Genomic DNA, 26,418 nt, shown 5'->3' with positions numbered 1-26,418 from the left:
TGGGAGGCGCCCGATGACCACTCGCCAGAAGACCTGGCCGCTGCACCTCGTCGCACTCGCGCTGATCGCCGCGGGCCTGCTGATGCCACACGCGCTGCCAGTCGCCGCCGGACTGCTCCTGACGGGCTCGGTCGCGCTCAGGCCGCCAGCGGAACCGTGAACACCCGCAGGAACGTGTCGAGCAGCTTGCGGTCGCCCCGCAGCTCCACCAGACCGTCCCGCATCACCGCGATGATCACCCGGTAGGCCGCGAGCTGGTCGTCCGCGAGTTGGGGGACCATGACCAGATCGGGCTCGACCGGGGCCGGGCCGAGGCCGGTCACCAGTTCACCGTCGGTGATGACCGCGTGCACCACGGCGCCCCGGACGTGGATCTCCCAGGACGCGGTCAGGCCGGCCGCCTTCGCGGGCTGGAACGCGGTGCGCAGGCTCAGCACCGCGCCTTCGGGCGTGACGACGTCGCCCGGCTGCGGGTCGCCGAGCTGGGTCGCGCCCCAGCGGGCCAGGGACAGCAGCGCCGGTTCCAGCGACCTTCCAACCTCGGTGAGCGCGTAGACGACGCCGCGCGCAGGTGCCGGGGCGACCTGACGCTCCACGATGCCCGCCTGTTCCAGCTCCTTGAGCCGGGTGGCCAGCACGTTCGTCGGGATGCCCGCCAGGCCGGTCTGCAGCTCCGAGTAGCGACGCGGCCGGACGATCAGGTTGCGCACGATCAGCAGCGCCCACCGCTCGCCCACCAGCTCCAGCGCGCGGGCGAGGCCGCAGTACTGGCCGAAATCACGTCGCTTCACGCACTCACCGTAGCAAGCTTGCATCAGAGTAGCCAACTGCGTGATTCAAAGCTCACTTGCAAAAAGCAAGCGACCGCGTTTACTGTCGTCCGCACTACTCCCCGAACCTGAAGGAAGTGCGATGACCGCACTGCTCGATCGCACAGACACGGCCACGCGCCGGCCCTACCTGTCACGCGGCGCAGGCTTCGCGGGCATCTCGGCCGCGATGGTCGCGATCCTGGTGGCGGCTGGTGCGCCGACCCCGTTGCTGCCGGTCTACCAGCACCAATGGGGGTTCGCGCCGTGGGTGCTCACCCTCGCGTTCGGCGTTTACGCGTTCTCGCTGCTCGTCGCGATCCTGGTGATCGGGTCGCTGTCGGACCACATCGGACGGCGGCCGCTCATGATCGCCGCGCTGGGCATCGACCTGGTCGCGATGCTGATGTTCCTGGTCGCACCGAGCATCGGCTGGGTGATCGCCGCACGGGTCGTGCAGGGTGTCGCGACCGGAGCCGCTTCCAGTGCGCTCAGCGCGGCTGTCGTCGAACTCGCGCCTGAGCGGTTCAAGAAGCTGGGCGCGCAGATGACCAGCATGGCGCCGCTCGGCGGGCTCGCGATCGGCGCGCTCTTCGCGGGTGTGCTGGCCGAGTTCTCCTCGAACGCGGCCTTCGACGTGTGGTTCGTGCTCGCCGTGGTGATGGCGGCCGGAACGATCTTCGCGGTGTTCACGCCCGAGACCGCGACGCGCAAGCCCGGCGCGATCGCCTCGCTCAACCCCCGCATCTCCCTGCCCGTGCAGGTGCGCAGGCTCTACTGGACCTCGGTGCCGGGCATCGTCGGCGGGTTCATGACGATGACGGCGTTCATGGGGCTCGTGCCCGCGCTGCTGGTCGCGGTGTTCGCCGTGAAGAGCCCGATCATCGGTTCGCTGCTGGCCTTCGTCGCGCTCGGAGCGTCCACTGTGGCCTCCGCGTTCAGCAGCGGGGTGAAGGCTCCCCGGCTGCGGCTCGGCGGCACGATCGCGATGGTGGCCGGTGCCGTCCTGTTCGTCGGCAGCATCGGAGCCGTCTCGCTGCCCCTGCTCTGGGCGGCCGCGATCGTGGGTGGGGCCGGGATCGGCGCCTCGTTCGCCGGGACGACCCGCGGGCTCGTGCCCGAGGTCGCGCCGCACGAGCGGGCCGGGCTGTTCACCGCGATCTTCTTCGTCGGCTACCTCGCGATGGGCAGCTCGGCGATCGTCGCGGGACTGCTCATCGGTGTCGTCGGCGCGGCGCCCATGGCGGTCGGCTACGGGGTCGTCGTCGCGATCGTGGCGCTGGTCAGCGTGGTCGCGATGGTGCGCCTCAACCGGACGTGATCTTGTCCGCGTGGACGTGCGTGCGCACCCCCTGGGGGTCGAACAGGATCAGCAGTTCGACCGCGCCGCCGTCCGCGCTTCCCAGCCAGTGCGGCTTCGAGGTGTCGAACTCGGCGGCCTCACCGGGCGGCAACGTCAGGTCGAGGTCGTCGAGCACCAGCCGCAACCGTCCGTTCAGGACGTAGAGCCACTCGAACCCGTCGTGCGTCTGCACAGTCGGGTCGAGTGGTTTCGGCACCGCGGGGATGAGCATCTTGAACGACTGCACCCCGCCCGGCCGTCGCGACAACGGCACGAACGTCATGCCGTACTTGTTGATCGGCTTGAGGTGGATGCGCGGGTCACCGGTGCGCGGGGCGCCGACGAGGTCGTCCAGCGGCACGTCGTAGACGCGCGAGAGCGGTAGCAGCAGTTCCAGGGTCGCCCGGCGCTGCCCGCTCTCCAGCCGCGACAGGGTGCTCTCCGAGATGCCGGTGGTCGTCGCGAGGTCGGCGAGCGTGATGCCGCGGTGCCGGCGCAGCGTCCGCAGCCGCGCGCCCACACCGTCGAGAACGTCTTCGGTTTCGCGGTTCACGACCGCCATCTTGCCATCACGGCAAGTTTTCGTGCCAGATCCAGCAACCTCGACCCAAGCTGGGCGCATGAAACGGCTCTTCCTCGCACTTCTGCTCCTGATCACGGCCTGTTCCACGCCGCCGGAAACCCAGCCCCACGCTCAAATCACTCAGAACGACCCGGTGTTCCAGAAGACGTTCCGGCACGAGTTCGCCGACGTCGACGGCCTCAAGATCCACTACGTCAAGGGCGGCAGCGGCACCCCGGTCGTGCTGATCCACGGCTGGCCCCAGACCTGGTACGGCTGGTGGCCGATCATGCCCGCGCTCGCCGAACGCCACACCGTCTACGCGCTCGACCTGCCCGGTCTCGGGGACAGCACCGGCACGCCGAAGGGTTACGACAAGGCGACGCTCGCGCGGTACGTCCACGCGCTGACCAGCGAGCTCGGTCTCAAGAACGCCTCCGTCGTCGGCCACGACCTCGGCGCCGCCGTCGCGTTCCAGTACGCCAGCCAGTTCCCCGAGGACACCGCCCGTCTCGGCTACCTCGACCTGCCGCTGCCGGGCCCGGCGATCGACGCCCGCACCTACCGGAACCTGAGCTGGCACATCGCGTTCCACTCGCAGCGCCAGGTCCCCGAGGCGGTCGTCCAGAACGACGTCCGCGACTACCTCGCGCTCTTCTACCCGCAGGTCGCGTACCAGGGCAGCGCCTTCGGTGGCACGTCGACGAAATCCCCGTTCGCGGACAACGAGATCGACGAGTACGCGCGGACCTACGGCAAGAGCCTGTCGAACGGCTTCGAGCTGTACCGCGCACTGGACCAAGACGTCCGCGACACCGAAGCCGCCCGGCCGGCCCAGGCCCCGACCCTGGTGATGGCCGCGGAGGGCCAGGCCAAGGCGATCGCGGGCACGGCGGCCCCGCGGATGACGAACATCGTGCGAGCGCTGGACGTTCCGCACGCCGGCCACTGGCTGGTCGAGGAGAACCCCGAGTTCGTCACCGCGGAACTGCTGCGGTTCCTCAGTTCATGACCGGAACGCGATCAGCCCACGGCAGCGCCTCTTCCAGCTGTGCCGCGAGCTTGATCAGCACCGACTCCCCCGCGAGCGGCGCCACGAACTGGACGCCCAGCGGCAGCCCGTCCGCCGTCCAGTGCAGCGGCAACGACAGCGCGGGCCTGCCGGTGATGTTCGCGAGCTGCGTGTAGGGCACCCAGCCGAGGTTGTCTTTGATCATGTCCTCGACGATCGGAGTGTGCTTCAGGAACCGGGCCGTGCCGGTCTTGAGCAGCACGTCGGTGGCCCGCTGCAACGACGCCGGCAGGTCGAACTGGCCGATCTTGGGCGGCGGAGTGGCCAGAGTCGGCGTCAGCAGGAGGTCGTAGGACTCGAAGTACGTGCTCAGGCGGCGGGTGTGCTCGTGCCGCCGCTGCACCGCGTCCACGTAGTCGACGCTGCTCGTGGCCCGTCCCAGCGCGGCCATGAGCAGCGTGTCGCGTTCGAACGCGCTGTCGGGCGCACCGGTCAGGCGTTTCGCGTCGGCGACCTTCCAGGCGAGGTTCACGAACCACGTCAGCAGGAAGTCCTTCGCGAGCGCGGCGTCGTCGAACGGCGCCTGCGGCAGTTCCTCGACGTGGTGACCGAGTTCGGTGAGCACCTGGACGGCCGACGCGACGGCCGCGACCGCCTCGGGGTGCGGGTCGGGATTGATCGCCGACGGCACCCGGACGCCGATCCGCAGCTTCCCCGGCGCCTGGCCGACGAAGGAGGCGAACGACTCCGCGGGCAGCGCGGGCGAGTAGGGCCCGGCGGGCTCACCGCCGCAGATGACGTCGAGCATCGCGGCCGTGTCGCGGACCGTGCGCGAGACGACGCCCTGCACCGCCGCGCCGTGCATCATCTCGGCGGTCTCCGGGCCGAACGGCGTGAGCCCGCGTCCCGGCTTCAGCCCGACGAGCCCGCAGCACGCCGCCGGGATCCGGGTCGAGCCGCCGCCGTCGTTCGCGCCCGCGCACGGCACGATCCCGGCGGCGACCGCGGCGGCCGAGCCACCCGACGACCCACCGGGAGTCCGTTCCAGATCCCACGGGTTGCGCGCGGGACCCCAGACGGTCGACTCGCTGATCGCCTTCGCGCCGAACTCCGGCAGGTTGGTCTTGCCGAAGATCACCAGGCCGGCGTCGATCCAGCGCTGGACGACGGTCGAGTGCGCGGCGACCCTGTGCGCCGTCAGCGAGCGCGACCCGTTCGAGGTCGGCATGCCCGCGTAGTCCTGGCCGAGGTCCTTGATCAGGAACGGCACCCCGGCGAACGGGCCGGTGAGGTCGTCGGAGGGTTCGGCGGGGACGTCCCGCACGATCGCGTTGAGCCGCGGGTTCACCGCAGTGGCGCGTTCCCGTGCCACCGCGAGGAGTTCGGTCGCGGAGACCTGCTTGTCCGCGACGAGCCGGGCCAGCCCGGTCGCGTCGTACTTCCGGTACTCGTCGAAGTCCACGCGCTCAAGGTAGCTGTTCGGCCACGCCGAAGATGGTCTCCCGCACGATCGCGGGGGTCTCCTGCGGGATGAGGTGCCCCGCCTCCTCGACGACGATCATCTTGCCGCGCGGGGCGGCGTCCATCAGATCGGCCGCGTGCTGGTTGAACACCGGGCGCCACTTCGCCATCCCGCGCTCGACCAGTCCCGCCTGCAGGCAGACCGTCGGGACGTCCGGCGTGCCCGTCGCCTGCACCCGGCGCATCACCGGCAGCGCGGACACGATCTGGGCCGCCTCCCTGCTGCCCGCCTTCATCGCCCGCGCGGTCGCGTAGTCGCGCGTCATGACCTCCACGTCGGCCGCGGAGATCTCCGGCGAGACGCCGTTGCGGAACGTCTGCCGCTTGATCAGCCCCTTGCCGCCCAGGCGCGCCACGACCGCCATCAGGCTGAAGAACCTCGCCGCGACCTTGGCGTTGCGGGTGGACATGACCTCGGCGAGGGTCGCGTCCACGAACACCATGCCGGCCACGCGTCGCGGGTACCGGTCGGCGAACACGCGGATGATCGGGCCGCCCCAGCTGTGTCCGACGAGCACCACCGGCTCGGTCTCGCCGAGCGCGTCGAGCAACGCGGTCAGGTCGTCCACGATCCGGTCGAGCGTGCGGTCGTGCGGGTCGGCGTCACTGCCGCCGTAGCCCGCGCGGTCGTAGGAAAGCGTGCGGTAGCGGGCACTCACCTCGCGCTGGGTGTGGATCCACGACGAACCGGGCGCGCTCATGCCCGCCTCGAAGACGATCAACGGCCCCGGGCCCTCCCCCGCCGTGACGGCGCGGATCGCCCGGCCGTCCGGCAGGGTCACGATCTTCTCCGGCATCGCGGGGCCTTTCACTCGTGCCAGCTCGGCGGGTGGAGTTCGTCCCACAGCGCCGCGCTTTCCAGCTGTGCGGCGAGGGCGAGCAGTTCGGAGTCACGGCGGTTGCGGCCCACGAGGTGCACGCCGTGCGGCAGTCCGCCGGCGTCCACGTGCGACGGGAGCGAGATCGCCGGCACTCCGGCGAGGTTGGCCCAGGGCGTGTGGCAGGACCACTTCAGCATCAGGTCGGCCTCGTCGCCGGCGTAGTAGCCGATCGGGACCGGCGGGCCGTTCGTCGTGGGCGTCAGCACGACGTCGTAGTCGTCCACCGCGGCCAGGAACGTGCTGGCATAGCGGGCGAGCAGCGCCTGCGCCATGACGACGTCGTTGGCGGACAACGTGTCGTTGATGGCGAGCAGGTGACGGGCGTACGGCCGCAACAGATGGGTTCGGTTCAGCGGCACCATCATCTGGGCGACGGTGCCCACCTGGTAGGCGAACCAGGCCAGGATCGCGCGCCCCACGGGTTCGTCCCAGCGGGCGGGCAGCGGGATCTCGCGGACGTCGTGGCCGAGTTCCTCGAGCACGCTCGCCGTGCGCCGCACCGCGAGTTCCGCCTGCGGATCGGCGTCCTCGCCCGTGCCGGTGTCCGTCCACATCGCGATTCTGAGGCGGCGCCGGAGCTTCAGCGCCGAGGCGAAGCTGCCCTCGTTGCGCCATCCGTAGAGGTCGCCAGGTGCCGGCGAGGCCATCACGTCCAGCAGCAGTGCCGCGTCCTCGACGGTGCGCGCCATCGGTCCCTCGGTGCTGGCGAGGAGGAACGAGGCGGCGGGCGCCGGGCTCACCAGGCCGCGGCTGGGCTTGAACCCGACCAGGTGGCAGGTCGCCGCGGGCGTGCGGATCGAACCGGCGCCGTCGCTGGCGTGCGCGACGGGAAGCAGTCCCGCCGCGACGGCCGTGGCCGCGCCGCCGCTGGAGCCACTCGAGTACCGCGTTGGCGCGTAAGGGGTCACGGCCGGGCTCGGCGTGACGTCGTTCTCGGTGTAGCAGCTCGCGCCGAACTCCGACGTGTTCGTCTTGCCCAGCACGACCGCGCCCGCCTGCCGCAGCAGTCCGACCGTCCAGGAGTCCTGCTGCGGCACGAACTCGGCCAGCGCCGCCGATCCGAACGTCGTGCGGAGGCCGGCCGTCGCCGCGAGATCCTTGATGCCCAAGGGCAGTCCGAGCAGCGCTGCCTGCTCTCCCCTCGCCAGCCGATCATCCGCGCGTGCGGCGTCGTCGAGCGCACTCTCGTTGACCGTCACGAACGCGCCGAGTCCGGCGTGCCGCTCGATGCGCTCCAGGTAGTGCGCGGTCAGTTCGCGCGAGCTGATCTCCTTGGCGTGCAGCGCTTTCAGCTGCTGCGCGGCGGTGAGCTCGTGCGGGCTCATGGCTTCACCGGGGTTCCGGTGAGCAGGCGGTGCACCGACCACGTCACCACGTCGAGCTCCTCGGACGTCATCGGCTCTCCGCCGAACATCCGCCGGTGCATCAGCGGGCCTTCGAGCAGGTTGCCGACGAACGGCAGTTCCGGCACCTCGGCGATCTCACCGCGCCGCACCGCCCGTGCGATGGCGTCGACCAGCGGCTGCGACCGGCGCCCGACCAGCGCGCGGAACGTCCGCTCGGCCTCGGCGTCCCCGCGCAGGTCGGCCAGGAAGCCGACCAGGCCGTCGTTCCACGGCTCGTTCCAGGCCCCGGCCAGGTCGTCCGCGAACGCCCTGAGGTCACCGTGCAGCGTGCCGGTGTCGGGGTCCGGCACCGGGGGCAGGTAGGCGTCGAGCACGTCCGCCACCAGCCGCACCTTGCTGCGCCAGCGCCGGTAGACATCGGTCCTGTGCGCCCCGGACTGCGCCGCGACCTGCGTCAGCGTCAGCGCGTCGTAGCCGTTCGAGGTCAGCAGCGACCACGCCGTCGCCAGCAACCGCTGTTCGAGATCGGGATCCCGCGGACGCCCTGCCACCGGCAGCCCTCCAATTCGCAACAAGTTGTAGCGATACCGTAGGCCGCCCGGTGCACGTCCACAAGGGTCAGCCCACGACGCACCCGGCGAACTCGGCCATCGCCGCCGCCACACCGACGTCGAGGGCGTCCTGCATGACGCGCGGACGCCGTTCGGTCCGCCCGATGGCCGCACTCCCGAGCGGCGGCCGGATCTGCAGGCAGGCGGGATGGGACGCGAGCAGTTCCTCGTCCTCGGCCCTGATCTCCTCACGGCGCAACCAGGAGGGCACGACACCCGGCGCGTGTCGGGCGAACCAGCGTGACAACACGAAGCGTTCACCACGGGAGGGCGGCGTCCCCAGGAACTCGTCCTCCCGGCGCGTGCGCAGAGCGACGACGTGCGTGGCCCCCTGCGCGAGCGCGCTGCGAATCGGCACCGTCTCGCTCAGGCCCGCGTCGACGTACGGGCGGCCGTCGATCATCACCGGGTCGCCGGCGAGGAACGGCATCGCGGCCGACGCCCGCAGCGCGGTCTGCAGGCTCAGCGTGTCCCGGACGTGCTCGTGCAGGTCGGCGGCCGCGCCGGTGAGGCCGTCCGTGGCCATCGGGTGGAACTCGACGGGGTTGTCGAGGATCTCCTGGAAGCCCATCCGGTGGACCTGCGTGTAGATCGTGTGGACGAGGTGATGGGTGTCCACCACCGGCCTGCGGCTGAACGCGCGCCGCAGGTTGATGGTCGTGCGCATGACGGCCGGGTCCCACCAGGCGTGTTTGCTCTGATCCGCCCGGCCGCAGAGCAACCAGGCCGCGTTCAGCGACCCCGCCGAACTGCCGTAGACGGCGTCGAACGCCGGCAGGATCCCCAGCCGTTCGATCGCGACGGTCATCCCGCTGGAGTAGACACCGCGCGAGCTCCCGCCCTCGATCAGCAGCACCAGGCGCGCGTCGTCGTTCCGTTGTCCTGGAACGCTTTGCTGCCGCGTGCGTTCGCGCAGCAACTCGAGAACCGTCACGACTGCTCCACCTTCAGACGAGGGGCCAGGGCCAGGGGCTGACGGGCGGCTCGAACGGAAGGGTCTCCGACCACTCCCAGAACGCGAGGCCCCGGTCCACGTAGCCGCCGATGAACTCGATCACCGCCGCGATCTCGGAGTCCGACGTGCCCGCGGGCACGTCGATGGCCACGTTGCCCCATCCGTTCCATTCGTACAGGAGCCCCAGCGCGGACGCCCTGCGGTCCACCTCGGCCCGGAACGTCTCGGCCGGCGCGTCGTCCTCCATCGACGGCACGAGCAGCGCGCGCAGGGTGCGGTTGCCCTTCCTGCTGACGACGCGCTCCACGAACATCTCGCTGTTGAGCGCGACCTCGTCGCCGAGTGAGAAGCCGTACGCACAAAACGGGATGCACCGAACCTCGAACGCGTTGGGGCTGCTCTGTGCCAGTACCAGATGTTCGAAGAACCCCGGCATGCCGAACGGCGCCAGATCCACCAGCGCCGTGCCGTTCTTCTCGGAGTGACGTACTGGACTCCTGTGCCCGATGCTGATCGGTTCTGCCGTCACCTGAGCCACACTCCGTTCCCCAGAAGTCGAACAAATGTTGCCAGAACGCGAAGCGCTGCTACCGTGGAGTAGGAGATCAACCGCCCTCGATGAGGAGCTCGACGTGCTGGTGGGTGAAGACGACATCTCAGGGTGAGCCCTGGATGTGACAGGCCATCGACACCCGATGGCCGTTCAGTCGTCCCCTTTTCCACACGCGCGGCCGTTCCGCGCGCGGCACAGTCCTGAGGTCTCACACCCATGTCCGACGCATTCATCGTCGTGTCGTCCCTGTCCTTCTCCTGGCCGGACGACACCCCCGTGTTCGACGGCCTGTCCGTCTCGGTGCCCGGCGGGCGCACCGGTCTCGTCGCCCCCAACGGTGCCGGGAAGTCGACGCTGCTCAAGCTCATCGCGGGCACTTTGACGCCATCCGAGGGAAGCGTGTCCGTCGAGGGCGTGCTCGGCTACCTCCCGCAGGACCTGCCGCTCACCGCCGGGCTGACCGTGGCCGAGGTGCTCGGTGTCGCGGACGTGCTGCGCGCCATCGCGGCCGTCGAGTCCGGTGACGTCGGCGAGGAGCACTTCACCACCATCGGCACCGACTGGGACCTGGAGGAACGCACCCGCGCCCAGCTCGACCGGCTCGGGCTCGGGGACCTGGCACTCGACCGGGTGCTGGGCACGTTGAGCGGTGGGCAGGTCATCTCGCTCGGGCTCGCGGCGCAGTTGCTCAGGCAGCCGGACGTGCTGCTGCTCGACGAACCCACCAACAACCTCGACCTGGACGCCCGGCACCGGCTCTACGACGTGCTGGACGACTGGCGCGGGTGTCTGCTCGTGGTGAGCCACGACCGGGCGTTGCTCGACCGGATGGACCGGATCGCCGAGCTCGACGGCGGCGAGGTCCGGTTCTACGGCGGCAACTTCAGCGCCTACGAGGAGGCGGTCACCGCCGAGCGCGAGGTGGCCGAGAAGAACATCCGCAGCGCCGAGCAGGAGGTCAAGCGCGAGAAGCGGGAGATGCAGCAGGCCCGTGAACGTGCCGCGCGCCGTGCGTCCAACGCTCAGCGCAACCTCGGCAACGCGGGACTGCCGAGGATCTTCGCGGGCAACATGAAGCGCAACGCGGAGGTGTCGGCGGCCAAGGCCGATGGCACGCACGCGGCCCGTCTCGGTGCCGCCCGCTCCAAGCTCGACCAGGCCGAACGGGCGTTGAAGGACGAGCAGAAGATCAGCCTGGAGCTGCCGCAGACCGCGGTGCCGGCCGGGCGCACGCTCTTCCTCGGCTCGGACCTCCGGGTGCGGGACCTGTTCTCCGGCCTGGACTTCGCGATCCGGGGGCCTGAGCGGATCGCTTTGGCCGCACCGAACGGCGCCGGCAAGTCGACGCTGCTGCGGGTGGTCCACGGTTCGCTCGAGCCGGACAGCGGTGAGGTGAAACGGGCCGACGGCCGGGTCGCGTACCTGTCGCAGCGGCTGGACCTGCTCGACGACTCCCGCACGGTGGCGGAGAACCTGGCCGCGTTCGCCCCCGCCATGCCGCCGGCGGAACGCATGAACCTGTTGGCGCGCTTCCTGTTCCGCGGCACCCGCGCGCATCTGCCGGTCGGGGTGCTGTCCGGCGGCGAACGGCTGCGGGCGACTCTGGCGTGCGTCCTGTTCGCCGAACCGGCGCCGCAGCTGCTGTTGCTCGACGAGCCGACGAACAACCTCGACCTGGTCAGCGCCGGGCAGCTGGAGAGCGCGCTGAACGCGTACCGCGGCGCGTTCGTCGTCGTCAGCCACGACGAGCGGTTCCTGAGCGAGGTGAAGATCGACCGCTGGCTGCGCCTCGACGGCGGCAAGCTGACGGAGGCCGCACATGGCTGAGGCACTGGTCGCCACGGAGTTGGTGCGCGGGTTCGGTGGCAGGCGGGTGCTCGACGGGGTGTCGCTGACCGCGGCACCCGGCCGGCGCATCGGGCTGATCGGCGAGAACGGCGCGGGCAAGTCGACGTTGCTGCGGCTGCTCGCGGGCGTCGACCAGCCCGACGGCGGTGTCGTGCACCGGCCACCGGACCTGGGTCTCCTGCACCAGGAGATGCCGTTCCCGGACTCGGCCGCGGTGGCCGAGGTCCTGGACGACGCGCTGGCCGAGGCCCGCGAGGACCTGGCCGAACTGGAACGACTGGGCGCGCTGCTCGGCAGCGAGGACGTCGAGGCGGAGTACGCGGAACGGCTGGAACTGGCGCAGCGGCACGAAGCCTGGGACGCGGACCGGCGGGCCGACATCGTCCTCACCGGACTCGGACTCGGTGACGTGGGCCGGGAGCGGACGCTCGGATCGTTGTCCGGTGGGCAGCGGCGGCGCCTCGACCTGGCCGCGCTGGTCATCCGGCGGCCGACCGCGTTGCTGCTGGACGAGCCCACGAACCACCTCGACGACGACGCGGCGGCGTTCCTGGAGGAGCAACTGCGAGCGCTGCCCGGCATCGTGGTGCTCGCGAGCCACGACAGGGCGTTCCTCGACGCGGTGTGCACGGACCTGATCGACCTCGACCCCGCGGTGGACGGCCCCGTCCGGTTCGGCGGCACCTACACCGAGTACCTGCACCAGAAACGCGCCGACCGCGACCGCTGGGAACGTCGTTACGCCGAGGAACAGGAGGAAATGGCGGCGGTGCGCGACTCGCTCGGCCTGATCGCCGGCCGCGTCGCACCGAACCGGGCCATGCGCGACAGCGACAAGATGGGCTACGGCGTGCGGGCGAACCGCGTGCAGAGCCAGATCTCCCGCCGCGTCCGCAACGCCACCCGCCGCCTCGAGGACCTGGAACGCGACGCCGTGCCCGCTCCCCCGCGCCCGCTGCGGTTCGAGCCCGACGCCGTGGCGTCACCGGCGGAGGAACTGGTGTCACTGCGCGAGATCCGGGTGCCCGGACGGCTCACGCTCGACTTCCTGGACGTGCGCGACGGCGACCGGCTGCTCGTGACCGGCCGCAACGGCGCGGGCAAGTCGACGCTGCTTCTCGTGCTGGCCGGGAAGCTGGACGTCCAGGGCGTGCGGCGACATCCGGATGTTCGCGTCGGGCTGCTCGACCAGGACACGGCGTTCGCGAACCCGCGCCTCACCGCACGCGGCACCTACGGCCGTGCGCTCGGCGCCGAGCGGGTCGAGCAGGTGCCGCTGGAATCGTTGGGGCTGCTGCACGAGTGGGATCTCGGCAAGGCCGTCGGCACGTTGTCGGTGGGCCAGCAACGCCGCCTCGCACTCGCGCTGCTCGTCGCGAACCCGCCGCACCTGCTGCTGCTCGACGAGCCGACCAACCACCTGTCGCCGACCTTGTGCGACGAGCTGGAGGACGCGCTGGGGCCGGGTCCGGGCGCGATCGTGCTCGCGAGCCACGACCGCTGGCTGCGCAACCGGTGGCAGGGAGCCGAAATCGGGCTGTGAAACTCGGTGGACGACCCCCGGATGATGTTTCCGGGGGTTTCCGATGGTGGTGTTCGAGTGCGTGGCGTGCGGTGCCGCGCTGACCGTTCCGCTGACGCAGGTCGACGGGCCTGACCACGAGGTGGTTCATCAGTGGGGCAACGGCATCCGGTACATGCCGAGCCTGGTGCCCACCGGCACCTACGCCGGACGGGACCGGATCGTCATCGCGCCCGGTGACGTGCGCGGTGTGTCGTGGATCGAGGACAGGCTCGTCGGCTACTGCTGCGGGATCGACGGCCACGCTGGTCCCAACCTCGCCTGCGCGTGCGGGCGGGCGGTCGCGACGCGGGTCGACGACTGCTCGCTGTGGCAGGTGGTGCGATTCGAACCTGACGCCGTGCGGCCCGCGGGCGATCCGGAGCCGGTGCGCGAGTGGGAGTCGTTCGACTGGGACACCACGCCGTTGACCGACGCGGACGAGTGGTGGCAGGCACGTGCGGAGATCTCGGCGGCGGTGGCGGTCGTCCGGGTGCTGAAGGCCGCCGAAGGTGCGCCCGTGACCGTTCCGGACGGACCGCTCGCGGACACGTTCCGGCGTGAACTCGACGCACAGCGGCCGTCAGGAACGCCTGCCCTGACCTGGGACTGACCGGACCGGGTACCACCGCGGAGGCGGACGTCCTGCTCGTCCCCCGGCATCCGCAGACGGGCGATGCCTGGCCCGCGGACGGAACGGTCGTTCCGATCTCCGCTGAGCTGTGGGTCTGGCTCGCCCGCACCGACGAGCAGCCGGTGCGCCCCAGAACCGGTGGTCAGTGGGCGCCGTTCCTCAGCGACGATCCGCTGCCCCGGCGGCCGAGGACCGTCGAGCCGTGTCTCTGGGCCGTCCGCAGATGGCTTCCCTGAGCCATGTCGAGAGGGCGGGATCAGCTTCGACGTGGTTGTGGAAGGACACCGCACAACCCACGGAGGACTGATCATGACCGGACGCCCGCCCGTCACCGACCTCGCCACCTGGCAGAAGGCCCGCGACGAGCTCCTGCTCCGCGAGAAGGCCCACACCCGCGAGGGCGACGCGATCGCGGCCGAACGCCGGAGGCTGCCGATGGTGGAGTTCGACGGCACCGTCGAGGTGGTCGGCGCCGACGGACCCGTGCCGTTCGTGGAGCTGTTCCAAGGCCGCGAGGAGCTCGTGGTCTACAAGCACATGTGGTGGGACGGCGCGCCGCACCAGGGGCAGTGCGAGGGCTGCACCCACATTCCGTGGCACTTCGACGACGCCGCCTACCTCAACGCGCGCGGGGTCTCGTTCGCGATGCTGACCACGGGCGCGTGGGACGAGGTGGCCGCGTTCGTGGAGTTCATGGGCTACCGGCAGCCGTGGTACTCGGTGCGCGGTGTGGACGAACCCGTCGGCGGCGAGATGGGCTACCTGACCAGCTATCTGCGCGATGGCGACCGCGCGTTCCTCACGTACTCCACGACGGGGCGCGGCACCGAGCGGGTCAACGGGTCGCTGGGGTTGCTCGACATGACCGCGCACGGGCGCGGCGAGGCCTGGGAGCAGCACCCGGAGGGCTGGCCGGAGGCACGGCAGGCCGGCTGGTTCTGGCGCACGGACGCGGACGGGAACTCCAGCTGGGGCGAGGACAGCAGGCCCGTTCCGCAGTGGACCCGGCCGGGCGCGACGCCGGTGACGACCCTGGGGCGGCAGGGTCACTGCCACTGATCAGCGCGGTTTGACCGCGGTGGCGAGGAGGCGGCGCCTTCTGTCGAAGTTCGACAGGATGTGCCGCGCCTCCTCCTGCATCGACACCATCGCGGGGTCGGGTGCCTCGACGGTGAGAGCTTCCTCCCACATCCGTCTCTCGGTCACCCTCCACTCCGGCCTGTCCTCCACCTCCACGTCGGCGAACCCTGCCTCGGGAAGCTGCACGGCCAGGTCCAGCTCGCGGGTCCGCCGCGTGACCCGCTCGTCGCCGGGATCGACCGCCTGCCAGCAGGTGACGACCAGCCGTCCTCCTGGCCGCAGCACGCGCAGGCACTCCCGCAGCGCGTCCGGCTTGGACTCCGCGAACTGCAGGGCGTCGACGATCAGCACCGCGTCGACCGAGGACGACCACAACCCGGTGGCGGTCAGCGTTCCCACCCGGAAGTCGCCGCCGCCGCTGCGCTCTCTGGCCTGCTCGATCGCCACGGCCGAGAAGTCCACGCCGACCAGGCGGCACCCGGTGCGCCGCGCGATCTCCAGCCCGTACCCGCCCCGGCCGCACGCCAGGTCCAGCAGCACCTGGCCGGTCCCCAGACCGAGGGCGGTCACGACCTCGTCGAGGCCTGCCCCGCTCAGCACGCTCGTCGACTCCAGGCCCGGTGGGAGGGCGAGCGTCCGCCGCACCAGTTCGTCGGCCAGTGGCGACGCGGCACGGTCGGCGTACCAGCGGTCGAAGTCCTCAGCGCTCGTCACCACACCGACACTGCCAGAAAAGTCGTTTGTGCTCACCGGCTTTCCACCGGTCCACTGTGGCGTGCAGATCCGTTCCACGACAGCCGAGGACCTCGACGTCTTCCTCGGGACCGTCCACACCGCGTTCGGGCGCTTCCCCGAGACCCCGGGCCCGGACGGTGGTGGCCTCTGGTGGTCGGCGCTCGAGATCGACCGGACCCTGCTGGCCGAGTCGGAGGGCAAGGCCGTCGGAACGGCCACCGCGTACTCGTTCGAGCTGACGCTGCCCGGCGACGTCGTCGTGCCCGTCGCCGGGATCACCGCGGTCGGCGTGCTCCCCACGCACCGCCGCCAGGGCGTTCTCACCGAGATGATGCGGCACCAGCTGCACGGGCTGCGCGAACGCGGCGAGTTCCTGTCCGTGCTGCTGGCGAGCGAGGGCGAGATCTACGGCAGGTTCGGCTACGGCCCGGCGACCTACACGCGCCGCATGACGATCCAGCGCGGCCAGAGCGCGTTCAGGACCTGGGTGCGCACGGGCTCGATCGAGGTCCTCCCGCGATCCGAAGCCACCGGCGTCATGGAACAGGTCTACGACCACTACCGCCGCACCCAGCCCGGCGCGCTGGGAAGGCCACACCGCTGGTGGGCGCTGGGCGCGGGCATGCCGCCGATGACACGGGCGCCGCGCTACGTCGCCGTCCACCGCGATGGCGACCGGCCGGACGGGTACGCCACCTACGCGCTCGACAACGGCACGCTGACGGTCGACGAGATCATCACCGCCGACGACGCCGTGTTCGCGGCGTTGGCCCGGTTCGCGCTCGACCACGACCTGGTCACCGAGGTGGTGTTCAAGCACGTTCCCACCGACCACCCGCTGCGCTGGATGCTCGCGGACTTCAACGCGGGCCAGGTGAGCGGCGAGATGGACTGGCTCTGGGTGCGGCTGCTGGACGTGCCGCGGGCGCTGACCGCGCGTGGCTGGCTCACCGACGGCGAGATCGTGCTCGACGTCGACGACCCGTTCCTCCAGGAACACCACCGCTATCTGCTGACCGTCGAGGACGGGAAGGCCGAATGCGTGGAGACCACCCGCGATCCGGACCTGGAACTGGACGTGCGCGACCTGGGTTCGCTCTATCTGGGCGGGACAACGCCGAGCACGCTCGTTCGCGCGGGGCACGTCCAAGCGCACGGATCCACCGCAAAGGCTGACGCTCTGTTCCGTTCCGAACGCACTCCGCACTGTCTGCACTGGTTCTGATCGACATCTGGACAAAAGTATGACGGCGCGTTAGGCCCAGGTATGACGCGTGCCCGTGGCAGCGTCGTTATTGTCCGTTCCGATGGACATCATCAACCCGTAACCCCCTTTCCGCCGAAGGGCAGCCGCGTCATGTGGGAAGTTCTGCAGTCAGCGACCGACGTCCGGTCGCGCGTGACCGAGTGGATGGGGAAGCGGTTCCTCGCACACCTCAGCAAGACCGGGTTCGACCTCGAGTCGTCCTGGTTCGTGCCCTCGCGCGTGCTCGCCCCGCTGCGGCGCAACGGGGTGGACCCGGTGCCGGAGCTGGCGCGGATGCAGGCCCACGGACCGATCACGCGGCTGCCGCTGCCGGTCACGGTGTGGCTGGTGACGGGCTACGAGGCGTCCAAGCAGGTGCTGGTGGACTCCGAGGCGTTCAGCAACGACTTCGGCCACCTGCGGGAACTGGGGCTCTTCTCGGACGAGGCGCCGGGCGGGCTCGGGTTCAGCGACCCGCCGGAGCACACGCGGCTGCGCAAGGTGCTGACGCCGGAGTTCACCATGCGGCGGCTCTCCCGGCTCGTGCCGCGGATCGAGCAGATCGTCGCGGACCAGCTCGACCTGATGTCCATGAAGGACGGTGCCGTCGACCTCGTCGAGCACTTCGCGATGACGGTGCCCGCGCTCACGATCTGCGAGCTGCTGGGCGTGCCCGCGAGTGAGCGCGAGGAGTTCCAGCGGCGCAGCGTCTCGCGGTTCGACCTCGGCGGCGCGGCCACGACGTCGCTGTCGGCGGTGTCCGAGTCGATCGTGTACTTCCGGGAGCTGGTGCGCGCCCAGCGCCTGGCCCCGACCGACGGGCTGCTCGGCGAGCTCGTCCGCAAGCACGGCGACGACCTGGGCGACGACGAGCTGGCGGGGCTCGCGGACGGGCTGCTCACCGGCGGGTTCGAGACGACCGCGAGCATGATCTCGCTCGGCGCGCTCGCGATGATGCGCGACCCCGCACTCCGCGAGAAGGCCCTCGGCGACGACAAGACGGTGAACGGGCTGGTCGACGAGCTGCTGCGGCACCTCAGCGTCGTGTCGGTGGCGTTCCTGCGGATCGCCCGCCACGACATCGAGATCGCCGGGACGAAGATCAAGGCCGGCGACATCGTGGCGTGCTCGCTGTCGCAGGCCAACCGCGACCCGAGCGTCTACGCCACCCCGGACGTGATCATGGCGGACCGTCCGGCGAGCCAGCACCTCGCGTTCGGCTACGGCGCGCACCGCTGCATCGGCGCCGAGCTCGCGAAGATGGAACTGCGGATCGCCTACCCGGCGCTCGTCCGCCGGTTCCCGGAGATGCGCCTCGCGGCCGACCCCGGCGCGCTGTCGTTCCGCAAGCTCTCGATCGTCTACGGGCTGCACTCGCTGCCGATCCACCTCGGCGCGCAGCCCAGCCCGATCCAGCAGGTCCTGTGAAAAACGGGGGAAGGCCACCTCAGTGGCCTTCCCCCGTTCTCACTCGCGGGTTCCGATGGCGTCGATGGGTTTGGCGCGCAACGACATCCGCGTCGACACGCCGATCGACACCACGCCGAGCAGCACCGCCCCGGCGAGCGCCCCCAGGTACACCGTGATCGAGCCGGCGGGCAGCGGGCTCCCGGTCAGGCTGATCGCGAGGACGCCCAGCGGCACCGCCGCGACCAGCGATCCCAGCACCGCGGCCAGTCCGACGGTCAGCAACGCCTCGGCGCGCATCATCCGCACGATCTGCCGGCGTCCGGTGCCGACCAGGCGCAGCAGGGCGAACTCGCGGCGCCGCGCGGCCGTGGACATGACCAGCGTGTTCGACACGGAGATCGCGACGTAACCGAGGATCACGCCGACCGCGACGAGGTTGAGCAGGAACTGGGTCCGTTCCTGGCTGCGGTCCTGCGCCGCCACGCGTTCGGTCACCTGCAGGCCCGGATAGCGGCTGGTCAGCGCGTTGAGTGCGGAGGGGTCGGCCGTCTTCACGAGCACGGCGCTGTCCAGGCCGGACCTGGTGTGGGCGCGGGCGTCGGCGGCGGAGAGCACGTAGTCGCCGAACGCGAGGTCGTGCTCGTAGGTCGCGACGACCTTCAACTTCGCCTGCTGGCCGTCGGCGAACCAGAACTCGACGTCGTCGCCGACCTCCTTGTTCTCCCAGGAGGCGTGCGCGGCGCCCAGCGCCACCGTGCCGGGCCGGAGGTCGTCGACGCTGCCGGACACGACGCCGAGGTCGACCAGGCCGCTCGCCGTGGAGTCGAGCCCGTTGGCGGGCCGGCTCTGCACGTCGACGCTGTCGCCGGTCTTGCTGGCCGTGATCACCTGCGTGCGCACCAGCGACGTGGCCGTGCCGCCCTCGATCTGCTTCACGACCTCGGCGGGCACGCCGGTCACCCCGGTGATCACGTGGTCGGCGGTGATCGAGCGCTCGGTCTGCTGCTGCACGGCGGCGGTGAACGTCGTCTGGCTGTAGAAGTTCACCACCGCGAACCCGACGGCCAGCATCAGCGGCGTCACGGCCGCCGCGAGCCTGCGCGAGTTCTTCAGCACGTTCGCCGACGCCAGGTACCCGCTCACCCCGGACCTGGCCAGCACCGGCGCGATCACCCGCACCGCTCCGCCCACGACCCGCGGCCCGGTCAGCGTCAGGCCGATGATCAGCACGAGCGCGGCCATGACGGACATCGCCGCGCCGATCTGCCCGCCGATGAACAGCGGCACAGCGGTCGCGCCGAGCCCGAGCGCGACCAGGACCCAGCCGATGGCCAGCCGGACCTTGCCGACGTCCCGCTTCTGCACGGCGGCCTCGCCCAGCGCCTCGACCGGGTTGATCGACGACGGCCTGCGCGACGCGCTCCACGCGGCGAGCCGCGCCGCGCCGACGCCGATCAGCAGTGCCGCGACCAGCGGAATCGGGCTGATCGAGAGCGCGAAGTCGTCCGGCACCACGCCGATCTTCGCGAACGCGGCCCGCAGGCCCAGGCTCACGCCGATCCCGGCCAGGCTGCCGATCACGCCCGCGATCACCGAGACGACGGTGGTCTCGACACCGATCAGCCTGCGGATCTGCCGTGGCGTCGCGCCGACGGCCCGCAGCAGCGCGAACTCGCGGCGGCGTTGCTCGACGGTCAGCGCGAGGGTGCTGGCCACCACGAAGATCGCCACCAGCACCGCGTAGCCGCCGAACGAGCCGGCCAGGATCGCGAGGATCGACTTGGTCTGGCTGACGTCGTCGAACTCGGCGGCACTGCGGTCGGCGCCGGACGACACCGTGACGTGGTCGCCGGCGAGAGCGTTCTCGACCTGCTGGGCGTCGGCGCCCAGCACACCGATGGCGCTCACCCGGTCCGGACTCCCGGCCAGCTCGGTCGCCCTGGCCTCGTCGAAGAAGACCGATGCCTGGCGTGCTCCTCCGGCCTCGGCGACACCGGCGACCCGATAGGTCACCGGGACCGAGCGGGTCATCACCCGCACCTCGCCGCCCACGCCGACCCCTGCCTCGGCCGCCAGACCCGAGTCCAGGACGACCTCGCCGGGCTTCGGCGGGTTCCCCTCCTTCAAGTTGAACGGCGCCAGCACCGCGGAGCCCCAGTTGTGGCCGAAGGTCGGCTTGCTCGCGAGCGGCTGCCCGTCCCCGCCCACCACCACGGCGGGGAAGGTCTGCTCGGGAACGGCCTTCGCACCCGGCACCGCGGCGATCTTGGCGACCAGCGAGGCGGCGATGGACGGCTGTTCGGCGGTGTGCTCGAACGCCAGGACGTCGCCACCGGGAGGCCGCACGGTCCGGTCACCGGTCACGACCACGTCGGTGGCCGCGTAGCGCTGGGTCGGCACGCCGCCGCGGAAGCCGGACTCCATCAGGATCCCGCAGGCCGCGACGAGCGCGGTACCGCACAGGATCGCGACGAACGCCCCGATGAACCCGCTGGTGCGGGCCTTGACGGTCTGCCAGGCGAGACTCAGCACGGTCACCACTCCCCGAGGTGCGTCATGCGCTCCGCGACCTTCTCGGGCGTCGGCCCGGTCAGCTCGCCGGCCAGCCGTCCGTCCGCCAGGAACAGCACGCTGTGCGCCGCCGAAGCGGCCACCGGGTCGTGCGTGACCATCAGCACCGTCTGCCCCATCTCGTCCACAATGGACCGGAGCAGGGTCAGCACCTGGTGCGCGGTCCGGGAGTCCAGCGCGCCGGTCGGTTCGTCGGCCAGCACCACCTCGGGCCGGGCGACCAGTGCGCGGGCGATCGCGACGCGTTGCTGCTGGCCGCCGGACAGCTCGGACGGCAGCCGGTCCAGCCGCCCGTCCAGGCCGACCCTGCCGACGACCTCGTTCAGCCAGCCCCGGTCCGCCGCGCGGCCCGCCAGGCGCAGCGGGAGGGTGATGTTCTGCTCGACGGTCAGCGACGGCAGCAGGTTGTAGGCCTGGAAGACGAACCCGATCCGGTCCCGCCGCACCTTCGTCAGCGCGGCCTCCTTCAGGCCGCCGAGGTCCGTGTCGCCGAGCAGCACGCGGCCGGACGTCGGCCGGTCCATGCCCGACGCGCAGTGCAGGAAGGTGCTCTTGCCCGAGCCGGACGGTCCCATCACGGCGGTGAACGTGCCCCGCCGGATGCCGACGGTCACCTCGTCCAGCGCGGTGACGGCGCCGCCTCCGGAGCCGTACACCTTCCGCACCGCCTGCAACGACAGCGCGTCTGCCCTCATCACGTTTCTCCTTGGCTCGCAACGTTCTTCTGCCCAAGAACGTAATTTCGCGAGCCTCGCGGAACGATCACGCAGGCTGCCCGGCCTCAGGTGGAGCAGGCTCTACCTCCAGGTGGGTTCGTCCGCGCGAACGAACCGGGAAGGTCAGATTCGTCGGCCGCGACGAGGTGACCGCGTGGCCGCGAAACCTAGCGTTGCCGGTGACCGGAGTCACGTCGACGTGGGATGGGGCGCGGATGTCCAAGCTCAACGAGATCAACGAGTGGCTGCAGGAGAACCTGCCGCGACTGGCCGCCGAGCACGACGTGCCGGGGGCCGCGGTGGCCGTCACCGTCGGCGACGACGTGGCCGAGGCCGCGGCGGGCGTGCTCAACAAGAACACCGGCGTCGAGACGACGACCGACTCGCTGTTCCAGATCGGGTCGATCACCAAGGTCTGGACGGCGACGCTCGCGCTGCAGCTCGTCGACGAGGACCTGCTGGACCTCGACGCGCCGGTGCGCGACTACCTGCCCGAGTTCCGCATCGCCGACGAGGAGGCCGCCGCGCGGATCACGGTGCGGCAGCTGCTGAACCACACCTCGGGCTTCGAGGGCGACCTCTTCACCGACACCGGCCGCGGTGACGACTGCGTGGAGAAGTACGTCGCCACGTTGCACGACACGCCCCAGCTCTTCGCACCCGGCGAGATGTTCAGCTACAACAACGCCGGCTACTGCGTGCTCGGCCGCATCGTGGAGGTCATGCGCGGCAAGCCGTACGACGACTGCCTGCGCGAGCACCTGTTCGCCCCGCTCGGCCTGACCCACGCCGCCGCGGACGCCTACGAGGCGATCATGCACCGCGCCGCCGTCGGGCACCTCACGCCCGACGAGGAGGCCGGGCCGCAGGTGGCGCCGGTCTGGTCCCTGGTGCGGTCGAACGCCCCGGCCGGTTCCGTGCTCGCCATGAGCGCCGCCGACCTGCTGAAGTTCGCGCGGATGCACATGAACTCCGGCGCCTCCGTGCTGTCGCCCGCCGGAGTCGAGGCCATGCAACAGGTTCAGGTGCAGGTGCCCGACCTCGCGTTGATGGGCGACGCCTGGGGCCTGGGCTGGGAGCTGTTCCACTACCCAGAAGCGACGGTCATCGGCCACGACGGCGGCACGATCGGGCAGAACGCCTTCCTGCGCCTGGTTCCCGAGCACGGCGTCGCGGTCGCGTTGCTGACCAACGGCGGCAAGACCATCGACCTCTACCAGGCGATCTTCCGGCACGTGCTGCGCGAGCTCACCGGCGTCGAACTGCCGGCGATGCCCGAACCCGCCGCGGACCCCTCGCGCGTCGACGGCGACCGGTTCACCGGCGTGTACGTGTCGGCGGTCGGCGAGCGCGTGGTCACCCAGGACGAGGACGGCCGGATCTGGATGGAGGTCATCCCGAAGGGGATCATGGCCGAGCTGAGCCCGGAGTCCGCGGGCAAGACCGAGCTGGTGCCGTGGCGCGACGACACACTCGTTGCGGCGGAACCGGTTCATGGCATCCACATGCCGCACGCGTTCGTCGGCGACGACGGCAACGGGCGCGCGTTGTTCCTGCACACCGGCCGTGCGGACCGCCGGGTGGCGCCGTGACCTTCGCCGAAGTGTTCGCGAGCGCGGGCGTGGAGGGGTTCGTCCACGCCCGCGAGATCGGGGTGGACGGCCCTGAGGCCGGTCACGGCGCGGACGACCAGGTGGTGCTGGCGTCGGTGTTCAAGATCCCGGTCGCCGTCGCCTACGCGGCCGAGGTGGCGGCGGGACGGCTCGACGAGACCGAACGGACGCGCGTCACGTCCCGCTACCGCATCGGCGGCATCGGCACCGCGGGGTGTGCCGACGACGTCGAGATGAGCTGGCGCGACCTGGCGTTGTTCATGATGACCATGAGCGACAACGCCGCGACGGACGTCGTGTTCCACCGCGTCGGCCAGGCGGCGGTCGACGCGGTGCTGGTCAAGGCCGGTCTGGAGCGCACTCGGATCCTGGGGTGCTGCGAGGACCTCTTCGCCTCCGTGGCGGCGGACCTGGGCACGGACGACGTCGAGGAGGTGCTCGCGGGTCCGACCTGGGAGCGCGTCTCGAAGCTGTCCATCGTGGATCCCGAACGCACCACTTCCTCGACACCGAGGGAGATCACGACGTTGCTCGACGCCATCTGGACCGACCGCGTCGCGGAACCCGAGGCGTGTCACCGGGTTCGCACGATCATGGCGCAGCAGATCTGGCCGCACCGGCTCTCGTCGGGTTTCCCCGCCGACGTCCAGGTCGCCGCCAAGACCGGCACGCTGCCCAGCGTCCGCAACGAGGCGGGCGTCGTCACCTACCCGGACGGCCGCAGCTACGCCGTCGCGGTGTTCACCCGCTCTCAGTCGCTCGACCTGCGCGACCCCGCCGCCGACGCGGTGATCGGCCGCGCCGGACGACTCGCCGTCGACCAGCTCCGGAGGACGTCATGAAGCGCGCGATAGCCCTGCTCGGAGTCGTCGTCCTCGCCGGGTGCGGGACGTCGGCCACGCCCGGAGGCCAGGACTTGGCCGAGGGCAAGACCTTCACGATGTCGGTCGCCGCGGATCCGGGTTCGCTCGATCCCGCGCTGACGGTCCTGTCGGTGGCACGCCAGGTCGGCCGGTTCCTCTACGGCAGGCTGATCGAGCGCACATCGAACGGTGACATCGTCTCCGGCCTCGCCGAGAAGTGGGACGCCACCACCACCACGGCGACTTTCACGCTGCGCCAAGGCATCACGTGCGCCGACGGGGCACCGCTGACCGCCGCCGACGTCGCCGCGAACATCACGTTCGTCGGCGACCCGAAGAACAAGTCGGCGCTCGCCGGGCTCCAGGTCGTTCCCGGCACCACGGCGACGGCGGACGAGGCGACCCGCACCGTCACCGTCACCAGCGGCGCACCGGACGCGTTCCTGCTGACCAACGTCGGCACGCTGCCGATCGTGTGCGCCAAGGGCATGAGCGACCGCACGCTGCTGGCCAAGGGCGAGCAGGGCACCGGCATGTTCACGGTCTCCGAGATCGTGCCGAACGACCACTACACCCTGGTGCGGCGCAAGGACTTCGCGTGGGGACCCGGCGACTGGCAGAAGGACCAGCAGGGCCTGCCGGACAAGGTCGTGATCAGGGTGATCGCGAACGAGACGACCGCTGTGAACCTGCTGCTGTCCGGCCAGCTCAGCGCCGCGACCGTCGCGGGCCCCGACCAGGAACGCCTGCTCGGGCAGAAGCTCGAGCACGTCGACACCGCCACCCCGCTGGGGACGCTGTCGTTCAACCAGGTGGAGGGGCATCCCGGCAAGGACCTGGCCGTGCGCAAGGCACTTCTGCAGGCGCTCGACCTCGCCCAGGTCGGCAAGGTGCTGACCACCGGCAAGGGCAGGCCGTCCAAGGGTTTCGTGACCGTCGAGCCCCGTCCGTGCACCGGCGACAACGTGACGCCGAACCTGCCCGCGTTCGACAAGGCGGCCGCCTCCAGTGCTCTTGACGCCGCGGGATGGCGGGCGGGAGCGGACGGCACGCGGTCGAAGGACGGCAAACCGTTGACGATCAAGCTGCTCCAGCCGACCGTCCTCGGCCCGACGCTGACCGCGACCGCCGAACTGATCCAGCAGGCGTGGCAGGGCGTCGGCGTGAAGGTGGAGATCCAGCCCGTCGACGCCGCGGGAATCAACCAGACGTTGTTCGGCACCGGCGCGTGGGACGCGGCGATGGTGCCGCTGACGTTGTCGCTGCCGAGCCAGCTGGTGTCGTTCGCGTCCGGCCCGGTGCCGCCGGAGGGCGTGAACTTCGCCCACGTCACCAACGCCGAGTTCGCCGAGGAGTCGCAGAAGGCCGCGTCCCTCGCCGGCACCGCGGGCTGCGAGCACTGGGACAAGGCCGAGGCCGCCCTGGTCCGCGACGCCGGCATGGTGCCGTACTTCGACGCCGTCGTGCCCACGTTCGTGAAGGGCGCGAAGTTCACGATCAGCGACAGCATCGACCCGACCTCGATCCGGATGCTGGCCTCATGACCGCTGCCGGCTGGGCACCGTTCGCGCGGCGGCGGGCCCTGCGCTTCCTGACCTCGCTGTGGGTGCTGGTGACGGCGGCGTTCCTGATGATCCACCTGATCCCCGGCGACCCGGTCCGCGAGTCACTGGGCCTGGCCGCGCCACCGGACCTCGTTGCCTCCCGCCGTGCCGCGCTGGGTCTCGACGACCCGTTGCCCGTGCAGTACTGGCACTACCTGTCCGGGCTGTTCCAGGGCGAGTTCGGCACCTCGCTGATCAGCGGCACGCCGGTCGCGAACCTCATCGGCGACCGCCTGCCCGCGACCGTGCAGCTGGCGGTGCTCGCGTTCCTGGTCGTGGTCGTCGTGGCGGTGCCGGTCGGCGTCGTCATGGCGATCCTGACCAGGGGTGGCCGCCGGCGTGGCGGCGAGCTGGCGTTCACGTCGTCCAGCGTGGTGCTCGCGGCGATCCCGGAGTTCCTGCTCGCGGTGGCGCTCGTGAGTCTCTTCGCCGTGCAGCTGGGCCTCTTCCCGGTGGCGGGCAACGACGCCGCCGGGTCGTGGGTGCTGCCGGTGCTCGCGCTGGCCATCGGCCCGGCCGCGGTGCTCGCCAGGATCGTGCGGGTGGAGCTGCTCTCCGTGCTGGGCAACGACTTCGTGCGCACCGCCCGGGCCAAGCGGCTGCCGTCACGCCTGGTGTACGTGCGGCACGCGCTGCCCAACGCCGTCACCGCGACCCTGACCCTGGGCGGCATGATGCTCGCCGCCCTGGTCGCGGGGACCGTGCTGGTGGAGAACGTGTTCGCGTGGCCGGGACTGGGTTCGACCATCGTCGGTTCGATCCAGCAGAAGGACTACCCGGCGGTGCAGGGAATCGTGCTGGTGTACGGGGCAGGGGTGCTGCTGGTGAACCTGGTCGTCGACGTGGCGCTGGCGCTGCTCGATCCGCGTTCGACGATCAGGGAGGCGTGATGCGCCCGCTCGCCCAGCCGCTCGCGAACAAGCGGCCCGCACGGCCAATCAGCCC

General features: G+C 70.9%; 24 protein-coding genes. 13 read left to right on the top strand and 11 right to left on the bottom strand.

Annotated elements, in window-relative coordinates; all coding sequences use genetic code 11:
• Positions 1-13 precede the first annotated feature (13 nt).
• The gene (locus ACH413_RS02115; RefSeq protein WP_360029777.1) at positions 14-160 is read left to right on the top strand and encodes a hypothetical protein; all 147 of its coding nucleotides are present in this window, start codon (positions 14-16) and stop codon (positions 158-160) included.
• Here ACH413_RS02115 and ACH413_RS02110 read toward each other — a convergent pair.
• The gene (locus tag ACH413_RS02110) at positions 138-791 is read right to left on the bottom strand and encodes a helix-turn-helix domain-containing protein (RefSeq protein ID WP_360029776.1); all 654 of its coding nucleotides are present in this window, start codon (positions 789-791) and stop codon (positions 138-140) included. The genes ACH413_RS02115 and ACH413_RS02110 overlap by 23 nt on opposite strands.
• A 121-nt stretch (positions 792-912) precedes the next feature.
• On the opposite strand from ACH413_RS02110, the gene ACH413_RS02105 reads away from it, so the two are divergent.
• Positions 913-2,130, top strand: a complete 1,218-nt coding sequence (locus ACH413_RS02105) for an MFS transporter (protein WP_360029775.1) — start codon at positions 913-915, stop codon at positions 2,128-2,130.
• Here ACH413_RS02105 and ACH413_RS02100 read toward each other — a convergent pair.
• Positions 2,117-2,704, bottom strand: coding sequence for a helix-turn-helix transcriptional regulator (locus tag ACH413_RS02100; protein WP_360029774.1), 588 nt, complete (start codon positions 2,702-2,704; stop codon positions 2,117-2,119). The genes ACH413_RS02105 and ACH413_RS02100 overlap by 14 nt on opposite strands.
• Before the next feature lie 67 nt (positions 2,705-2,771).
• Here ACH413_RS02100 and ACH413_RS02095 point away from each other — a divergent pair, with 67 nt between their 5' ends.
• A complete protein-coding gene (locus ACH413_RS02095; RefSeq protein ID WP_360029773.1) occupies positions 2,772-3,725 on the top strand; it encodes an alpha/beta hydrolase in 954 nt (317 codons plus the stop codon).
• On the opposite strand, the gene ACH413_RS02090 is transcribed toward ACH413_RS02095, so the two are convergent.
• The 6 genes from ACH413_RS02090 to ACH413_RS02065 all read right to left on the bottom strand — a co-directional run bounded on the left by ACH413_RS02090 (position 3,715) and on the right by ACH413_RS02065 (position 9,568).
• Positions 3,715-5,187: an amidase gene (locus ACH413_RS02090; protein WP_360029772.1), complete on the bottom strand. Its 1,473-nt coding sequence runs from the start codon at positions 5,185-5,187 to the stop codon at positions 3,715-3,717. The genes ACH413_RS02095 and ACH413_RS02090 overlap by 11 nt on opposite strands.
• 4 nt (positions 5,188-5,191) lie before the next feature.
• Complete coding sequence (locus ACH413_RS02085; protein ID WP_360029771.1) at positions 5,192-6,058, bottom strand: alpha/beta hydrolase; 867 nt, start codon at positions 6,056-6,058, stop codon at positions 5,192-5,194.
• On the bottom strand, positions 6,055-7,452 hold the full coding sequence (locus ACH413_RS02080; RefSeq protein WP_360029770.1) for an amidase: 1,398 nt from the start codon (positions 7,450-7,452) through the stop codon (positions 6,055-6,057). The genes ACH413_RS02085 and ACH413_RS02080 overlap by 4 nt, the downstream gene beginning before the upstream one ends.
• On the bottom strand, positions 7,449-8,024 hold the full coding sequence (locus ACH413_RS02075; protein WP_360029769.1) for a TetR/AcrR family transcriptional regulator: 576 nt from the start codon (positions 8,022-8,024) through the stop codon (positions 7,449-7,451). The genes ACH413_RS02080 and ACH413_RS02075 overlap by 4 nt, the downstream gene beginning before the upstream one ends.
• A gap of 67 nt (positions 8,025-8,091) precedes the next feature.
• Complete coding sequence (locus ACH413_RS02070; RefSeq protein ID WP_360029768.1) at positions 8,092-9,018, bottom strand: patatin-like phospholipase family protein; 927 nt, start codon at positions 9,016-9,018, stop codon at positions 8,092-8,094.
• Positions 9,019-9,031: 13 nt separating this feature from the next.
• On the bottom strand, positions 9,032-9,568 hold the full coding sequence (locus ACH413_RS02065) for a DUF4265 domain-containing protein (RefSeq protein ID WP_360029767.1): 537 nt from the start codon (positions 9,566-9,568) through the stop codon (positions 9,032-9,034).
• 240 nt (positions 9,569-9,808) lie between these two features.
• Between ACH413_RS02065 and ACH413_RS02060 the strand changes: the two genes are divergently transcribed.
• From ACH413_RS02060 to ACH413_RS02045, 4 genes are all read left to right on the top strand, one after another.
• A complete protein-coding gene (locus ACH413_RS02060; RefSeq protein WP_360029766.1) occupies positions 9,809-11,419 on the top strand; it encodes an ABC-F family ATP-binding cassette domain-containing protein in 1,611 nt (536 codons plus the stop codon).
• Complete coding sequence (locus ACH413_RS02055) at positions 11,412-12,983, top strand: ABC-F family ATP-binding cassette domain-containing protein (RefSeq protein ID WP_360029765.1); 1,572 nt, start codon at positions 11,412-11,414, stop codon at positions 12,981-12,983. The genes ACH413_RS02060 and ACH413_RS02055 overlap by 8 nt, the downstream gene beginning before the upstream one ends.
• A gap of 43 nt (positions 12,984-13,026) precedes the next feature.
• Positions 13,027-13,614 carry a hypothetical protein gene (locus ACH413_RS02050; protein ID WP_360029764.1) on the top strand — a complete coding sequence of 196 codons (588 nt, stop codon included), beginning with the start codon at positions 13,027-13,029 and terminating at the stop codon, positions 13,612-13,614.
• Positions 13,615-13,944: 330 nt separating this feature from the next.
• Positions 13,945-14,694, top strand: coding sequence for a DUF899 family protein (locus ACH413_RS02045; RefSeq protein ID WP_360029763.1), 750 nt, complete (start codon positions 13,945-13,947; stop codon positions 14,692-14,694).
• On the opposite strand, the gene ACH413_RS02040 is transcribed toward ACH413_RS02045, so the two are convergent.
• Complete coding sequence (locus tag ACH413_RS02040; RefSeq protein ID WP_360029762.1) at positions 14,695-15,429, bottom strand: class I SAM-dependent methyltransferase; 735 nt, start codon at positions 15,427-15,429, stop codon at positions 14,695-14,697.
• Positions 15,430-15,490: 61 nt separating this feature from the next.
• Between ACH413_RS02040 and ACH413_RS02035 the strand changes: the two genes are divergently transcribed.
• Together ACH413_RS02035 and ACH413_RS02030 are read left to right on the top strand one after the other, a co-directional pair.
• Positions 15,491-16,675, top strand: coding sequence for a GNAT family N-acetyltransferase (locus ACH413_RS02035; protein ID WP_360029761.1), 1,185 nt, complete (start codon positions 15,491-15,493; stop codon positions 16,673-16,675).
• Positions 16,676-16,807: 132 nt separating this feature from the next.
• A complete protein-coding gene (locus ACH413_RS02030) occupies positions 16,808-18,124 on the top strand; it encodes a cytochrome P450 (RefSeq protein WP_360029759.1) in 1,317 nt (438 codons plus the stop codon).
• Between the two features lie 39 nt (positions 18,125-18,163).
• On the opposite strand, the gene ACH413_RS02025 is transcribed toward ACH413_RS02030, so the two are convergent.
• Both ACH413_RS02025 and ACH413_RS02020 read right to left on the bottom strand, forming a co-directional pair.
• Positions 18,164-20,644: an ABC transporter permease gene (locus tag ACH413_RS02025; protein WP_360029758.1), complete on the bottom strand. Its 2,481-nt coding sequence runs from the start codon at positions 20,642-20,644 to the stop codon at positions 18,164-18,166.
• Positions 20,641-21,372 (bottom strand): ABC transporter ATP-binding protein, encoded by a 732-nt coding sequence (locus tag ACH413_RS02020; RefSeq protein ID WP_360029757.1) that lies wholly within the window; start codon positions 21,370-21,372, stop codon positions 20,641-20,643. The genes ACH413_RS02025 and ACH413_RS02020 overlap by 4 nt, the downstream gene beginning before the upstream one ends.
• 236 nt (positions 21,373-21,608) lie before the next feature.
• Between ACH413_RS02020 and ACH413_RS02015 the strand changes: the two genes are divergently transcribed.
• The 4 genes from ACH413_RS02015 to ACH413_RS02000 are packed head-to-tail and all read left to right on the top strand — an operon-like array spanning position 21,609 to position 26,363.
• Complete coding sequence (locus ACH413_RS02015; protein ID WP_360029756.1) at positions 21,609-22,985, top strand: serine hydrolase domain-containing protein; 1,377 nt, start codon at positions 21,609-21,611, stop codon at positions 22,983-22,985.
• On the top strand, positions 22,982-23,848 hold the full coding sequence (locus tag ACH413_RS02010; RefSeq protein ID WP_360029755.1) for a serine hydrolase: 867 nt from the start codon (positions 22,982-22,984) through the stop codon (positions 23,846-23,848). Before ACH413_RS02015 ends, ACH413_RS02010 begins: the two co-directional genes overlap by 4 nt.
• Positions 23,845-25,413 carry an ABC transporter substrate-binding protein gene (locus tag ACH413_RS02005; RefSeq protein ID WP_360029754.1) on the top strand — a complete coding sequence of 523 codons (1,569 nt, stop codon included), beginning with the start codon at positions 23,845-23,847 and terminating at the stop codon, positions 25,411-25,413. The genes ACH413_RS02010 and ACH413_RS02005 overlap by 4 nt, the downstream gene beginning before the upstream one ends.
• A complete protein-coding gene (locus ACH413_RS02000) occupies positions 25,410-26,363 on the top strand; it encodes an ABC transporter permease (protein ID WP_360029753.1) in 954 nt (317 codons plus the stop codon). Before ACH413_RS02005 ends, ACH413_RS02000 begins: the two co-directional genes overlap by 4 nt.
• Positions 26,364-26,418 lie beyond the last annotated feature (55 nt).

It is taken from the genome of Lentzea sp. NPDC020367 (assembly GCF_044387305.1).
Classification (GTDB): Bacteria; Actinomycetota; Actinomycetes; order Mycobacteriales; family Pseudonocardiaceae; genus Lentzea.
The sequence above is the reverse complement of the archived record's forward strand: the minus strand, read 5'-3'. Positions and strand labels throughout refer to the sequence as shown.

Excerpts from the sequence above, each read along its gene's own strand:
- ACH413_RS02115 (WP_360029777.1), top strand. The coding sequence starts at position 14 with ATGACCACTCGCCAGAAGACCTGGCCGCTGCACCTCGTCGCACTCGCG.
- ACH413_RS02105 (WP_360029775.1), top strand. The coding sequence starts at position 913 with ATGACCGCACTGCTCGATCGCACAGACACGGCCACGCGCCGGCCCTAC.
- ACH413_RS02095 (WP_360029773.1), top strand. The coding sequence starts at position 2,772 with ATGAAACGGCTCTTCCTCGCACTTCTGCTCCTGATCACGGCCTGTTCC.
- ACH413_RS02080 (WP_360029770.1), bottom strand. The coding sequence starts at position 7,452 with ATGAGCCCGCACGAGCTCACCGCCGCGCAGCAGCTGAAAGCGCTGCAC.
- ACH413_RS02060 (WP_360029766.1), top strand. The coding sequence starts at position 9,809 with ATGTCCGACGCATTCATCGTCGTGTCGTCCCTGTCCTTCTCCTGGCCG.
- ACH413_RS02055 (WP_360029765.1), top strand. The coding sequence starts at position 11,412 with ATGGCTGAGGCACTGGTCGCCACGGAGTTGGTGCGCGGGTTCGGTGGC.
- ACH413_RS02050 (WP_360029764.1), top strand. The coding sequence starts at position 13,027 with ATGGTGGTGTTCGAGTGCGTGGCGTGCGGTGCCGCGCTGACCGTTCCG.
- ACH413_RS02045 (WP_360029763.1), top strand. The coding sequence starts at position 13,945 with ATGACCGGACGCCCGCCCGTCACCGACCTCGCCACCTGGCAGAAGGCC.
- ACH413_RS02030 (WP_360029759.1), top strand. The coding sequence starts at position 16,808 with ATGTGGGAAGTTCTGCAGTCAGCGACCGACGTCCGGTCGCGCGTGACC.
- ACH413_RS02020 (WP_360029757.1), bottom strand. The coding sequence starts at position 21,372 with ATGAGGGCAGACGCGCTGTCGTTGCAGGCGGTGCGGAAGGTGTACGGC.
- ACH413_RS02015 (WP_360029756.1), top strand. The coding sequence starts at position 21,609 with ATGTCCAAGCTCAACGAGATCAACGAGTGGCTGCAGGAGAACCTGCCG.
- ACH413_RS02005 (WP_360029754.1), top strand. The coding sequence starts at position 23,845 with ATGAAGCGCGCGATAGCCCTGCTCGGAGTCGTCGTCCTCGCCGGGTGC.
- ACH413_RS02000 (WP_360029753.1), top strand. The coding sequence starts at position 25,410 with ATGACCGCTGCCGGCTGGGCACCGTTCGCGCGGCGGCGGGCCCTGCGC.